Consider the following 14,098-nt stretch of genomic DNA (forward strand, 5'->3'; position numbering starts at 1 on the left):
TCTCAGGTTGGGCGGCGCTCAGGATCGTGGATCATGGGAATTCCCAGTTGGACAGCGCCGGGCGACTGACCCGACCGGTCGAGGGTGGCCAGCTTGGCGCTGGCGGCGTTGAGGCTGATTTGAAGTCCCTGGACTTCACCGAGCCATCCGTTGGCCCGCGCTTCATCGATGCGGTCGGAGAGGTTGCGGATGATCTCGATCAGGCGTGGTCGCTGTTTAGGGTCGACTCGGAGCATGGAGCACCGGACACAAGCGTGCTCGTGTTTGCAGGGGGTTCCGTAGGGGCGGCCGCAGGTTCCGAGTTCGAGTTTGCGGAGTTCGAAATGTTGCTGGAATTCGCGCCACTCGTCGTCGGTGGGTTCGCGGTACTCGGCTGCCGGTCGCACCGCGCGACGTGCTTCGACGAAGGCCCGGTAGGAGCGGACGAGGTCGTCCTGGAAGACGGCGAGGTACGCCTGGGTGGTGGTCAGGCTGGCGTGGCCGAGCAATCGGGCGGCGATGTGGACGGGCAGCCCGCCGGTGACGGCGTCGGTGGCAAACATACGTCGGAAGTCGTGGGGTGTGTAGCGCAACGGCCGGCGGGCGTTGTCCCGAAGCCCCGTTCGGGTGAGGACCCCGTTGATGAGGCTTTTGACCGTGGTGGTGCTGAACACCTGGTTGCGCCACCCGTGTCGGTGCTGGAACAGGTGCGGCAGCGGCGGTCCGGTGATGCGTTCATGCTCGTCGTAGCGGGCGACAAGCGGGATGACGCCGCCGTTGGTGCTGCGGAGCCGGTTGATGATCGTCGCCAGGACGTGGGCAAGTTCGGGGGTAACCAGTAGCAGCCGCTCCTCGTTGCTCTTGGACGGCACGACCTGCAGCAGCGGCAGGATCTCGCCAGTGTCGGGTAGCCGGTAGGAGACCAGGGCCAGGTGGGTGATCTCCAGTAGTTCCTCCAGGCGGACCCCGGTGTGGCGCAGGGTCTCGATGGTCGCCCAAGCCCAGAAGGCATCCGCTTCGGCTCGAGTCACGTCGATCCGTTCGCCGGTGGCAACGTTCTCTACCAGGATCGCCGGGTGGCTGTCTGGCCCGAACCTGCCCTGGGTCTTGTGATTGACCCGCCGCCAGCGGGTTCCCTCATGGTCGAAGCTGTCCCCGACGGCAGCGGCGTTGGCCGCGACCAGCAGTGTGGCCTGCTCGGCGCGGTGCCGCTCGGCTGTTTCGACCAGGACCGGCAGCTGCGGCAGGCGCTCACGGATCCGCTGGTGCATCTGCGAGGTCACCTTCTTATGGTGAGCGGCGATGCCCTCCGTATCGATGCGGCGGATCGGGCTGGCCACTGCCCATGGTGCCCAGGACGGATCCTCCAGCGCCCATTCGGCGATGTCGAGGTAGAACGCCCGGACTCTGATCATCAGTTCCAGGTAGGACTTTCGTGGCCGGCCTTCCCGGCCCGGCTTGGTCGTGACCAGGATCCGCTGCTTCCACGCCTCGGCGACATCGGCGGGCAGGTTCAGCGTGTCCAGCCCGGGGTGGTGTTGCTCGATGTCGCTCCAGAAGCTGCCGGCCAGGGTGCCGAGCAGGGTGCGAAACGAGCTGTAGTCGATAGCGGGCCGGCGTTCGTCGAGGTAGCGCATGAGCACGTCCCGGATCGGCTGGCACTGGATCTGGTAGCTGTCGACGAGTTCGGCCGTGGGTCGTTGGCCTCGACGCAGCGCCGCTGCGAGTGATCCCTCCACGGCCAGTACGCCACTGTGACGGAGAAGTTCCCAAGCGGCATGCACGCCATGCGGCGAGTGGCCACGCGGATCGTGGCGCACGCCGTGGTTGCGGTACCTGTAGATGTCGTCGACGGTCAGCTCGCCGGGCTCGCGGCCGGTGTGCAGGACCATCTTGGAGATCACGGCCAAGCCGCCAGAGAGATCGCGGGGCCGCATCCCGGCCGCCGCGGCGGCCTGTTGGATACGGGCGAACAGCTCCGGTTGGAAGACCTGCCGGACGTTCTCATAGAGTCGCAGCGGCCGGAAGGCGGCCAGGAACTGGTAGCTGGGTACCACCACCCGGCACAACAGCAGACCGTTGACGCCACTGGTGATCGCAACGCGTTTCTGCGCGACGGAACGGGAGTGATCGTACGGGACGGCGTCGATCCATGTGGTGTCTTTGTCGGCGCCTGCCGCCAGCCACCGTTGCTGCCAGCCCTCGCCGGGAAAGGAGTGTAACCAGGTCAGGACAGCTTCGGCGCCGCGCAACCGACGCGTCTGCTCGCGGGTATCCAGTCCTGACCAGGACGGCAGTTTCGGCAGGAGCGCCAGGACGTCACCGACGGTCAGTCCATTTCCGCAGCCGGCACGGTTCTCCTCAGTCAGGTCGTCGTGCGTCGCCAGCCGCGGCCGCTTCGGTGTTGCAACGGTGGTTGCGGTCATGTCCTTGTCTCCCCGAGCAGCACGGCCAGGTCGGCTTCGGCGTAGCCGTCAGGCATCGAAGCCCGGGACGTTTGCGGTGCCGGCTCCTCCTTTGCGGTGAGGTGCTGGTGGACGCGGCGGATGACTTCGTGATCGTCCTCTTCGAGGTAGACCTGGGTCGTGGTCAGGTGAGCGTGGCCGAGGATGACCTGCACGTCGCGCAGGGTCAGATTCTTGTCGCGAAGCATCCGCAACGCGCAGGTGTGCCTCAGGTCGTGCATCGACCAGTTGGTGCCGAGCCGTTCGTTTGCCCGGCGCAGCACCGCACGCAGTGCCTCGTAGGTCATCGGCTGCCGCCGCAGTCCACCGCCGCCCCGGCGTCGCCGGCGCAGGGTCAGCCAGATCGGCTCGTTGGCCGCCACCGGGCCGATCTCCTCGAAGTAGAGGCGAAGCCACACGAACGCGTCTGGGCTCGCCGGGAGCCACTGCTCGGCGCCGGTGCCCTTGCGACGGACCCGAATCAGATGCTCGCCCCAATCGACGTCGCCGCCACGGACACCGAGCAGCTCACTGGCCCGGGCGGCGGTGCTGATCGCCAGCGCGAGGATCGCCCGGTCCCGGTTCGATTGCATCTGCGCGAACAGCGCGACCCACAGTTCATCGGGCATCGCCCGGACGCGACGCTTCGGTGGCCTTGGGTTGTACCGGAGCCGGCCCTGCGCTCGGAACGGCTCCAGCGGGTTGCGGTGCGCATACGGGCGCCGTCCGTGCACACGCTCGCGCGGCACCGGGTTGACCAACGGCCCCTCGCCCAGGTCGATCCAATACTCGTAGAAGGTGCGAAGCACGGCATTGCTGTGCCTCACTGTGGTGACCATGTACCGGTCGTCCTGGTAGCGCTTGCGGGTTACCGGGTTGACGGTGCCGGCGGTCATGGCCGACCTCTGGCGCGGTGCCGACGGCGTCTTGCGTGCCTGTTTGATCCACAGGACGAAGTCGCGGACCTCGGCGGACGTGGCCTTGTCCCACTCGACTTCGATCGCGCGGAGGAACCGCCACCAGCGCAGCAGATCGTAGGCGTAGCTTCGCACGCTGCCGGCCGCGTTCCCCCGGGCGACGAACTCCCGGAGGAACCGCCGGATCGGCTCAACCGGCCCTCCATCGGCATCAAGCACTTCGAACGGCGGGATGCCACCGCGGGGAGCGACCCGCCCCCACCGCGCCAGCCGAATTTCGCCGATATCGCGTACTGGATCGTCGGACACCATCACGCCGCAACTCCTCTCGAAGGTTGCGTGCCTTGGTACCGGTCCCTCCGCCTGGGCAGCGCCCGACACACCGGCGTGTCCGTCCGTAGTCCGGTCAATGGGCTGGAACGGATGGGCGGTGTTCTCCTGCACCCGCCCGGTGGCCGAGGAGATCGTCGCCGACCAGCAGCGCCACCGCGACCAGCACCGCCACCACCTCCGCGAGCAGGGCGTTCCGGCCGACGACCTGGACCGGCGGGTCGACGAAGCGTTGGCCGACCTGTCCTTCGACGGCGACGTCATCATCGCCGACCAACGCGCCCTGTCCGGCGACCCGGACGCCATCGACCGCATCACCCCCGACAGTGACGGCCGGTACGTGGTGATGGGCCGCACCTGGTGCTGGGAGGCCGTCGACCCGTACGCCTGCGACCGGATCATCGGCGACCTGCCCCACCCCGACCAGGCATAAGGGCCAGAGCCGGCCGGACCGGAACCGGCCAGTGGTTGCCGCCAGCCGAGACAGGGGCCGTGACGGCGCGGCCAGCACACCGGCCTGCGAATTCCGATCCCGAACGCACACGCCTACCGGTAGGCGTTCGGCCTGAACACCGCTCCGTGTAGCCGAGCACGGCTACGCGCCCTCTTCCCGCCCGCTGTGGCCCACCCTGCCGCCGGGCGTCCCCGGGAAGGGACGCGCGGCGGCCTCATTCGCCAAGGAGCAGCTCATGTCATACCTGAACACTTCAGTCCGCCAGCCACTGACCGGCCACCCACCAGCGCCGCAGCCGTGCGGACATGACTTGGTCAACCGCGGTCCCGCAGGTATCGGTTGCACCCCGACCGCACCCACCGTCGGAGGCACCCGGTGACCTCACCCGCCCGACCCGCCAAGCCCAAGGCTAAACCCCGACCCATCTTCGGGCCTGTCCTGGCCCTGCTCGCAGCCGAACCCCACCGCGCTTACTCCATCAGCGACCTAAGCAAGCACCTGCCCGGCCGATCCTCCGGAGCGATCGGATCGGTCCTGAACCGCCTCGTCGACCGCGCCTGGGCGACCATGTCCACCGGGTCACCGCGCCGGTACACGATCACCGCCGAGGGCATCGACGCGTTCACCGCCGGAGCCGGTTCCAGCCGCACCCCCACGGCCACCCCACCCACGCCCGCAGCGCCGGTGCCGGCGTCCGCCCCCACCGGCCCGGTTCCGCCGCGTCCGGGCGCGGTCCTGCGACCCAACGGGGTCTGGTACCTGCCCCGCCGCCTCGGCGACAGCACCGACATCGACGTGCTGCGCCGACTACGCCGCGACAACATCCCAGTCCTGCTCTACGGCCCGCCCGGCACCGGAAAGACCAGCCTCATCGAAGCCGCCTACCGAGACGCGATCACCGTCGCCGGCCACGGGGACACCACCGTCGAGGACCTCGTCGGCAACTACGTCCCCCTGCCCGACGGTGGCTTCGAGTTCGCGTACGGGCCCCTCGTCACCGCCATGCGTCAAGGGCACGCCCTGTTCATCGACGACGCCACCCTCATCCCACCCCGCGTCCTGGCCGCCCTCTACCCCGCCATGGACGGCCGCGCCACCATCACCATCGCCGCCCACCACAACGAGGTCGTCACCGCCACCGACGGGTTCTTCGTCTGCGCCGGCCACAACCCCGGCGTGCACGGCGCCATCCTCACCGAAGCCCTCGCCTCCCGATTCGCGGTACACATCGAGGTCACCACCGACTTCGACCTCGCCCGCTCCCTCGGCGTCCCGCACGGGGCGATTGACGCGGCAATCGCCCTCAACGCCCGGATGCGCGAACACGAGATCGACTGGGCGCCGCAGCTCCGCGAGCTCCTCGCGTTCAAACACGTCGCCGCCAGCCTCGGGCTGCCCGCCGCCGTGGCGAACCTTGCCGCGATCGCCCCGGAAACCGACCGCCCGGCGGTCGTCGAAGCCCTGCAGCGGGCCTACCGCGGCACGCCGGTCACTCCACTCACCCTCGGCAAGCAGAAATGAGGCCGATCCGACCATGACCAGCGTCTCCACGCACAGGACCAGCTCCGGACCTCACTCCACCACCACGACGACATCGACGCCGGCGGCGTCGCCCTGGGCACGGTGGTCGGCGGCCTGGACGACACAGGCCGCCCGGATCACCCGCCGAGCCGACACCACCGTCACCGTCACACCGGCCGCCGGCGGCCCACCCGGCTTCAGCTACCCCGCCACCGCGCAGATCCACATCGACGCCGGCCTCATCGCCGACCCGACGATCGCCGACCCCCGCCGACCCGCCCACCGCTCCAAGGCCCCCGTCGCCTACGGGGTCCTCCTCCACGAGTGCGCCCACGTCATCCACTCCCACTGGGACCCACCACCCGACCTGCCCCCGGTCGTTCGGGAAGTCGCGCTCCTACTCGAGGAATCCCGCGTCGAACGCCGCTACCGCGACACCCGACCCCGCGACCGGCGGTGGCTACGCCGCGCGACCACCAGCATCATCGATCCCGCCGACACCCCCACCGACACCCCATGGAGCGCCGCCTACGCCGCCGGACTACTCCTCGCCCGCGTCGACGCGAAGATCCTCTACCCCGCCGACGTCCGTACACCACGACGCCTGATCACCAAGGTCCTCGGCCGGAAACGGCTCAAGGGACTACGCGACATCTGGCGGGAGGCCCAGGCCGTCGACGACACCGACACCGCCCGCATGGTCGACCTCGCCGAACGCTGGTGCCGCCGCCTCGGCATCGACCCCACCACCAGCCCAGGGCTACCCGCCGATGACGCGGCCACCAGCACGATCGCGGCGGCCATCGCCACCACCCTCGACGCCATCCTGCTCCACCCCGCCGACACTCCGGCGCCCGCACACGGCAGTCCCCGCAGCGAAAGGCCCGGCATCCGCGTCGACACCGACGTGCCGATCACCTGGGCCGAACGCGACCCCACCGACGCCGAACGCCACGCCGCCAACCGGCTCACCGCCCTGCTACGCCGCGCACGACACCGCGAACCCACCCGCACCCGCGAACCCAGCACCGCACCACCAGGACGGCTACGCACCCGCGCCGCGGTCACCCTCGCCGCCCAACGGGCATCCGGCGCTATCCCCACCGCCCAGCCGTGGCAACGCACCGTCCACCGCCGCGTCCCCGACCCCGACCTGACCGTCGGCATCCTCATCGACGCATCCGGCTCGATGACCGCCTTCGCGAAACCCATGTCCTCGGCGGCGTGGATCGTCGCCCACGCCGCCACCCGCGCCGGAGCCACCACCGCCACCCTCGCCTACGGCGACCGCATCTCCGTCCTCATCCCACCCGGCCGCCGCCCCACCAAGATCCGCGACATGCGGGCCGACGCCGGCACCGAACGCTTCGTCGAAGCCTGCGCCGAAGCCGACCGGCTCCTACACCTGTCCACCCCCGGCACCGCCCGGCTGCTCATCGTCGTCTCCGACGGCCACTACACCAACCCCGACGAAAGCCAAGCCACCATCACCCGACTCCACCACACCGGCTGCGCCGTCCTCTGGCTCGCACCAGCCAACAACAGCTGGCCACCCCAGGTGTACGACCGCACCACCACCATCACCATCGACGACCCGACCACCTGCATCGACCTCATCGGCCGCGCCGCCATCGACGCCCTGAACAGGGCCTGAACGCGGCGGTGCCGCTCGGCGACGACCTAGACCCCCCGGTCCGACCGCCGCGCGAGGGGCACCGACAACGGCATCGGACAGGCCACGCCCTACACGGCTGGCAACGCCGCCAGCTACCCGACGCCGCCGCCGTCATGCGGCGAGGGCGCGCTTCAGCACCCACCCTCTGCCGCCCTGCCCCGACCACCCGAATCAACATCGACAGGAGCCCTCCCATGGCACTGCGCCTGCACTTCGACCTCGCCAAGACGCTGCGGCTGGCCGAACACGCCGTCGCCGCCGACGAACACGTCGCGAGCTTCACCGAACACGAGAACCACATCCGCTGTCCGGGTGCGTTGGAGTGGGTCCACGACGACGGCGTCTACCTGATGTCCAACGGCCTACCCCGCCTGCGGGCCCAGTCCGGCGCGAACCTGACCGTCCACGCCGAGGGCTGGGACCCCTGTGTCGACGACCACCGCAGCGACCCCGACCTGGGCGGCGACGACTTCGTCGAACACCTGCACCTCACCGAGCAACCCCACCCACTCATCACCGTCCTACGCGCCGCCCACGCCGCCGGTCTCGGCTGGCTGGAACTGACCGTCAGCGAAGACACCTTCGAGGTGCGAGTCACCCACACTCGCCACCGCGACTGATCTCTCCCATCCGTGTGCCCCTGCCGACGACAGCCAGCAGGGGCACACGGTGGGCGGTGCCCGGCCCGAGGGCCGGGCACCGTGTAGGTGGCTACTAAGAAACGCTGTACCAGCCGTGCTTGCCTACGGAGTGTGCGTAGTCCCAAGCGCCGCCGTCGCAGGTGCCCCCGCCGTACTCGGCACTACCGACAGCCCACTCCACGTCTACGGACGTGTTCCCGGGAGCGTAGATTTGCATGGAATAGGACCATACAGAGTGGTCGATCTCCCACTGGGTCCAAGCGCCGTACGTGGATTGCACGCGCTTCCACGTACACACATAAGGGCCGTTCCATTCGATCCAGTTCGTGCCGCAAGCGCTCGAGTAGTACATGTCGAACCGGCCACCACCCGCGTTGTACGAGTGGATTTTACTCTTACTTGCCGAGCATCCCGTGCTGTACGGATCCGTGTTGTTGTAGCCGGTTCCCGATGCCTGCGCCGGAGCTGCGAATCCGATCACTCCCAACATCACGGCCATCACCGTCGCGATCATGACGGTACGTCTCATTGCCTCACACCCTCTGGTCGGCCCCATTCCGGGGCATGCTTGGTCCGACCGGCCAACGTGTGCCGTCGGCGTCACGTGGCATCAGAACAGGACCGTGCAATCAAGGGCTAGCGCTCGTCGTGAGCTCTGGGAATTTCTTGGGAACGGAGAGCCCACCCGTCGTTAGCATCGATGATGCGCTGGTCGGGTAGCTCTGCGGGCATGTCGAGGCCGTAGGTCGCAGCCACAGGATGCGACGTCTGCACACGTAGGGGCACCGAACGTTTAGCAGCCTCGACCTTCGCGAATTGCAGCGCCACACCGGTCGCATCCAGCATGAGCGTGTGCCGGCACCACCAGTCCCCCCAGATCAAAGTGACCTGCACGACCGCAGCCCGCTGGCCGGCCGCCGTTCGAAGGTGGACGTATACCGCGCCCAGGTAGTCAGGCGGGAACACCGCCACGATGAGCCGCCGGCCGACCGGGATCGGAACAGTGCCCGCAGGGAAGAGAATCGCACGGACCTGCTCGGACACCTTGCCGTCGAGGCGGAGCACCTCATCGAGCTTGGCCGCTATCTCGATATCTGGGATTGACTGGCCCCGTTCGAAGCGGGACAGTGAGCTGTCGCTGACGCCGACTGCCTGCTCGATGTCACGCTGCCTCCTTCGGCCCCGCGCGCTGCGCAGCAACTTCCCCAGAGCTTTCGCGTGTGGCTCGTACCCCTCGGGTACACCTGGCATGGCGCGCCTCCCCACTTTGTGCGATAACGATGGTAGGTAGCCCTCATCGATCGGATGGACCCGATGACTACTGTCCTGGCTCGTTCGGCCCCCGCCTCCACCGGGACGCCCGCACCGGCAGCAGCGCCCACGCCGCTATCTAGAACGCAACTTCCCGCGCCTCCTCGAAGGGTGGCGCCATCGCCGACTTGGCGGCGCCTCGCGGCCTATGCCGTCGTGGCATTACTTACCACCGTGGTGCCTTCGGCGTCTATTGAGCCGCCTCGTCAGCCTAACCCGACGGTGCTCACCATTCAGGTGACACCTGCCTCGCAACGTGTTGCCGCAGCCGAAGATGTCGATCAATGCGCAAGGGACAGGTTATGGCGGTACGGGTTTCCGACAAGCTACCTCGGCGAGGTATACGCCCTTATTTCTGCCGGCCCGCATGCTCCTACATCGACCCGGGTCACCCTTACATGGGGGCGCTGGCGCTGGCAACGTTCCGTGATCGCGGCACCGGGTTTGGTCCATCTCCGAACTGGCGGGACCCTGTTGCTGTTTGCCAAGACCGGAGGAGTTGAGGGCCGCAACCCAGACCTGGTCCTCACGTCCGATGTACCGCTCTGCGTCCGATTCGGCACGGCGGCCGATGGCCTTGTCCGGCCGGCCTTCATCGTTGACGCCAATCCTGGCTGGGTGTTCCACTCAACCCCATACACGTGACCCTGCGGCATCCCAGGACTATCCGTGCGGCGGTCGCGAGGCCCAGACCCAGCCGTAGAAGGACCGATCAGGGTGACTGCCGGTGGCGCGCGATGCAAGCACGGAGCCGACACGGTGTTAGATCGGTCCTGGTGAGGCGAGATCGGTGATGTGGGCTGGTGAGGTAGCTGGGCTGGACCCGCGTCGCCATTCGCTGCTCGGACAAGGTGGGCAACGCGACGCGGGGCGTGGCCAGACCACACCGCGCCGGAACGAGACCGGAGCCGGAGCCGGAAGTAGACCAAGCCGACGGGGAGTCCGCACGCTGGACGGCCGCAACTCTCGAACGGACACGGCGCAGCACCGCCACAGCTCACTCTTCACCGATGCCCAGGGAGTGACCACCACCGACGCTGGAACACGAGGCACGTTCGCCGCCGTAGCCGGATGCAATGGAGCACTCCGCAGACGGTCGCCGTCCAGGAGTTGGCTAAGAGAGTGTTTGGGATGTGTGCTGGTCGGGTGTGTCGCACAGTGAGTGCGATCGATGATCCGGGCTCGATCGGTAGACGGGCATGGATCGAGTGCGGCGGTACCCGTCTGATCTGACCGATGCCGAGTGGGACCTCGTTGAGCCGATGCTGCCCTCGCCGCAGTGGATGGGCAGGCCCGAGAAGCATCCGCGTCGGGCGGTCGTCGACGGCATCCTGTACGTGGTGCGTACCGGGTGCGCGTGGCGGTATCTGCCGGTGGACTTTCCGCCCTGGCAGACGGTGTACTCCCACTTCCAACGGTGGAACCGGCGGGGTGTGACCGACCGGATCCTCACCGAACTGCGGGAGCAGGTCCGCCTGGCCCACGACCGACAGCCCGAGCCGACCGCGGGGATCATCGACTCCCAGAGCGTGCGGGCCGCCGACACCGTGCACCGCGACACCCGCGGCTACGACAGCGGGAAGAAGGTCAACGGCCGAAAACGGTTCATCGTCACCGACACCCTCGGCCTACTGGTCACCGTCTGGGTCCTGGCGGCCTCGTGGCAGGACCGTGACGGCGCGAAGGGCGCCTTGCTCGCCACGTACATGGGGACCCCGATCCGGCACGTGTTCGCCGACTCCGGGTTCGCCGGCCGTCTGGTCGACTGGGCCCGCGACATGCTGCGCACCACCCTGGAGATCATCCGCAAGCCCGCCGACCAGCAAGGGTTCGTCGTGCACCGCCGCCGCTGGGTGGTGGAGCGAACCCTTGCTAGGCTCACCACCCACCGCCGCCTGGCCCGCGACTACGAAACCCAACCGGCCACCTCGGAAGCCATCATCCGCTGGGCCGCGATCGCTGGCATGCTCGCCCGCCTCACCCGAGGCGGACCCGCCACCCGCCAACAACGCCGCACTCTCAACACACCCGACTGACATACATGCGAAACGCTCACTAATACTGCTACGGCAGTTGGTTAGGGGTAGCCGTGTCGTCGGTAGTGGCAGGTTCGGGCTTGGTGTTGGCGTCGTCTGCGCCATCGGGACCAGGCCCAGACGTGCTCTGGTGGGTGGGTTGATCGCACTGCGAGTGCGGTGAGGAGTCTTCGGATCTCCGGTACCGTGTAGCCGATCATCATGCCGTCACCGGGGCTGAATCCCCTTTTGCCGCAAGGGATCTGGCTGCGGACAGCCAGGCGTGGGCGGCCATCGCGAGGGTGATGTGGGCGTACCAGGCCCGCCAGTCACGGACCTGGTACTCGTCGAGGCCTGCTTCGTTCTTGGCCTGCTGGAAGCACTCCTCGATCGCCCACCTCGCGCCCGCGACACGGGCGAGGTCGACCAGGCGGGTCCGACGTGGTCCGTAGCAGACGTAGTAGGCGATCTCGCCGGTAGTGATGCTGCGCCGGGCCAGGAGCCAGTGTCCGCGGCCCGGCCGCCAGCAGATCCGTACCGGCACCCGAGCCCACCAGTACTCGCGTGGGCCGTGCGCGCCGGCGCCGGCCGAGAGCCGGCACCACGCCCGAGCGGGCAGACCGGCGATGAGTTGGTCGGCGCGGGCAGTTCCCATGGTGGTGGTGATCATGTCGTCGTTGCGGCGGGTCGCGACCACATAAGCCACATCCCGGTGTTCCAGCCACACCCGCAGGGACTTCGACTGCCCGTAGGCCTCGTCCATCGTCACCCACCCCACCGGCACCCCCGCGTCCAGGGCGCGGGCGAGCATGGTGCGGGCCATCTGCACCTTCGTGGCGAACTCCACCTCGTCGGGGATCCCGGCGGCCCGGCACCGGTCCCGGTCATCGGTCCACGAGGTCGGAAGGTAGAGCTGCCGGTCGATCAAGGCGTGACCCTTCGCTGACCGGTAGGCCAGGAACACCCCGACCTGGCAGTTCTCCGTCCGACCAGCCGTGCCGGAGTACTGACGCTGCACCCCCGCCGACCGGACGCCCTTCTTCAGGAACCCGGTGTCATCGACGATCAACACCCCCGCCGGGTCACCGAGATACTCGACCACGTAGTCACGCACGTCATCCCGCACGGCGTCGACGTCCCAGTCCGCCCACCGCAACAACCGCTGCATCCCGTCCGGCGACACATCCCCGGCCTGCTCCGCCAAGGTCCAGCCGTTCTTACGACCCAGACCCGAAACCAGCCCACACAGGTACTGCCGCGCCCGCCGACGCGGCTCCGACCGACGAAACCGCACCCCGACCCGAGCATGGAGCCGGTCCAGTTCCGCATGCCACCGATCGATATCAACGTCCGTCACGAGCTGACCAACGAACCCGACCCGAAGACGATTCGCCTACTGCCGTTGCAGTACTAAGCGGGCAGCTCGCCCGGGCCATCCCTGGGCATCGACTGAGAAGCCAGTCCTTTTGGCGTTGTACCAACGAATGATGGCCGCTCGGCGGGCATCACCCACGCTGGCCAGCACGTCGCACGGGGCGAGGGTGTTGACGCGTCCGGTCTCTCGCGATTCCCGGTCGTCGAGGGTAGTCCGCCGGCAGATACCGGTACACCGAACGCAATGATCCTTCTCGGCAAGCAACTCGGGGTCCATATTCGGTTCTCTGCGCAGCCAGTAGGCCACCGCTTCCGCGGTTCCCCGAGGAACCTCCGCTTCCTCGTCACCGTCAGCGACATCAGTACCGCTCTCGCTGCGACCTGACGGGTGCGCGGCAGCCGATTCGACCAGCGGCGGCACGGACGATGGTGGTGGTGGGACAGCGTCGTGGCTTCCGGCAGGCGGGTGTCGCTCTTTGCCGGAAGTGGGCTCGGATTCCCGCTCCGGCGGTGGCTGCGGCTCTCGTCCGCCATCTGCTTGCGCGTCCACTGCAAGCGGATGAGACTCGCTGATCTCAGCTACCCTCGGCATATCCGCGTGGCCCAGCCGTTTGCGCCAGCGACGACGACGGCGACCAAGAGCGTTGGCCCCGATCATGCGTTCGGGGGTGAGGTCCGTGGCGAGGAGTGTGGTCAGCCCGTGGTAGTCGGCGGCAGCGGTGAGGCGGTCGGCTATCTCGTCGAGGTCGTAGACCCGCACGGCGATGTCGGCGGTGGTGGGGTCCAGGTTCGCACGGATCTTGCGCTGCAGCAGTCGGGCGATCGCGGTGTTGCGGTATTCGCGGTCGATCGCGGTGCGGGCTTCCGTCAGGGATTCGTAGAGGTCGAGGCCGTCGGCTTTGGCGATCGTCCGGGCTCGCAGGGTGAGGGCGGGATGCCGGATCCAGTGTCCGACGAGCTCGTAGGCCGGTGGTGTCGGTGGGAGGTTCCCGGTGGCGCGGAGCCGGTCGCGGCGTTGGTTGCCGGCGTGGATGAGCCAGACGAGGTATCCGAGGGCGGACATGCCGGCATAGAAGCCGCCGAGGAGGTGGTCGGGGTGGGCGGTCCAGTTGAACGTCACCGCAGCGGCAGCGATCGCCGCCGAGAGCAGCCGGGAGGCGAGTGCCCGCTCGCCGAGGCGGCGGCGTACGTCCGCGTCGGCCATCACCACCACGCCACCGAGTTCCAGGGTGGCGACGGCGGGGACGGCGACGGCCAGGGGGATGCCGAGGGCTTGGGCGGCGCCGGTCACCTGACCGATGAGGGCCACGGCCAGGACCAGGACGTAGAACGCCTGCCGGGTCCGGGTCGCGCGCCTGAGTGCGTGGAGCACGTCGGCGTCGAGGTCGTCGCGGGTCACCGGGACGGCGTGGGATCGCCGGACGTCCGTCCGCCCGT

10 protein-coding genes and 1 pseudogene are annotated in these 14,098 nt (G+C 68.4%); 5 read left to right on the forward strand and 6 right to left on the reverse strand.

Annotated features, from left to right (window positions below; translation table 11 throughout):
- Positions 1-2: 2 nt before the first annotated feature.
- Positions 3-2,405 (reverse strand): site-specific integrase, encoded by a 2,403-nt coding sequence (locus tag FJK98_RS31970; protein ID WP_145922329.1) that lies wholly within the window; start codon positions 2,403-2,405, stop codon positions 3-5.
- Entirely contained in the window at positions 2,402-3,652 is a 1,251-nt protein-coding gene (locus FJK98_RS31975; RefSeq protein ID WP_145923107.1) for a site-specific integrase, read from the reverse strand. Before FJK98_RS31975 ends, FJK98_RS31970 begins: the two co-directional genes overlap by 4 nt.
- A gap of 97 nt (positions 3,653-3,749) precedes the next feature.
- Between FJK98_RS31975 and FJK98_RS31980 the strand changes: the two genes are divergently transcribed.
- The 4 genes from FJK98_RS31980 to FJK98_RS31995 all read left to right on the forward strand — a co-directional run bounded on the left by FJK98_RS31980 (position 3,750) and on the right by FJK98_RS31995 (position 7,940).
- Positions 3,750-4,103, forward strand: a complete 354-nt coding sequence (locus FJK98_RS31980; RefSeq protein ID WP_240762486.1) for a hypothetical protein — start codon at positions 3,750-3,752, stop codon at positions 4,101-4,103.
- Positions 4,104-4,691: 588 nt separating this feature from the next.
- Complete coding sequence (locus tag FJK98_RS31985; protein ID WP_240762488.1) at positions 4,692-5,645, forward strand: AAA family ATPase; 954 nt, start codon at positions 4,692-4,694, stop codon at positions 5,643-5,645.
- 13 nt (positions 5,646-5,658) lie between these two features.
- The gene (locus FJK98_RS31990; RefSeq protein ID WP_145922330.1) at positions 5,659-7,299 is read left to right on the forward strand and encodes a VWA domain-containing protein; all 1,641 of its coding nucleotides are present in this window, start codon (positions 5,659-5,661) and stop codon (positions 7,297-7,299) included.
- Between the two features lie 215 nt (positions 7,300-7,514).
- Positions 7,515-7,940, forward strand: a complete 426-nt coding sequence (locus tag FJK98_RS31995) for a DUF3085 domain-containing protein (RefSeq protein ID WP_168222594.1) — start codon at positions 7,515-7,517, stop codon at positions 7,938-7,940.
- A gap of 94 nt (positions 7,941-8,034) precedes the next feature.
- Here the strand turns inward: FJK98_RS31995 and FJK98_RS32000 are convergent, their stop codons facing one another.
- Together FJK98_RS32000 and FJK98_RS32005 are read right to left on the reverse strand one after the other, a co-directional pair.
- A complete protein-coding gene (locus FJK98_RS32000) occupies positions 8,035-8,490 on the reverse strand; it encodes a DUF2690 domain-containing protein (RefSeq protein ID WP_145922332.1) in 456 nt (151 codons plus the stop codon).
- 107 nt (positions 8,491-8,597) lie between these two features.
- Entirely contained in the window at positions 8,598-9,212 is a 615-nt protein-coding gene (locus FJK98_RS32005) for a helix-turn-helix transcriptional regulator (protein ID WP_145922333.1), read from the reverse strand.
- Between the two features lie 1,259 nt (positions 9,213-10,471).
- On the opposite strand from FJK98_RS32005, the gene FJK98_RS32010 reads away from it, so the two are divergent.
- A complete protein-coding gene (locus tag FJK98_RS32010) occupies positions 10,472-11,308 on the forward strand; it encodes an IS5 family transposase (RefSeq protein WP_145922276.1) in 837 nt (278 codons plus the stop codon).
- A 41-nt stretch (positions 11,309-11,349) separates the two neighbouring features.
- Here FJK98_RS32010 and FJK98_RS32015 read toward each other — a convergent pair.
- Positions 11,350-12,644: pseudogene (locus tag FJK98_RS32015) on the reverse strand (IS701 family transposase).
- Positions 12,645-12,680: 36 nt separating this feature from the next.
- Positions 12,681-14,060, reverse strand: a complete 1,380-nt coding sequence (locus tag FJK98_RS32020; protein WP_145922334.1) for a hypothetical protein — start codon at positions 14,058-14,060, stop codon at positions 12,681-12,683.
- Between the last annotated feature and the right edge of the window lie 38 nt (positions 14,061-14,098).

The sequence above is a fragment of the Micromonospora sp. HM134 genome, from assembly GCF_007833915.1.
Classification (GTDB): Bacteria; Actinomycetota; Actinomycetes; order Mycobacteriales; family Micromonosporaceae; genus Micromonospora; species Micromonospora wenchangensis.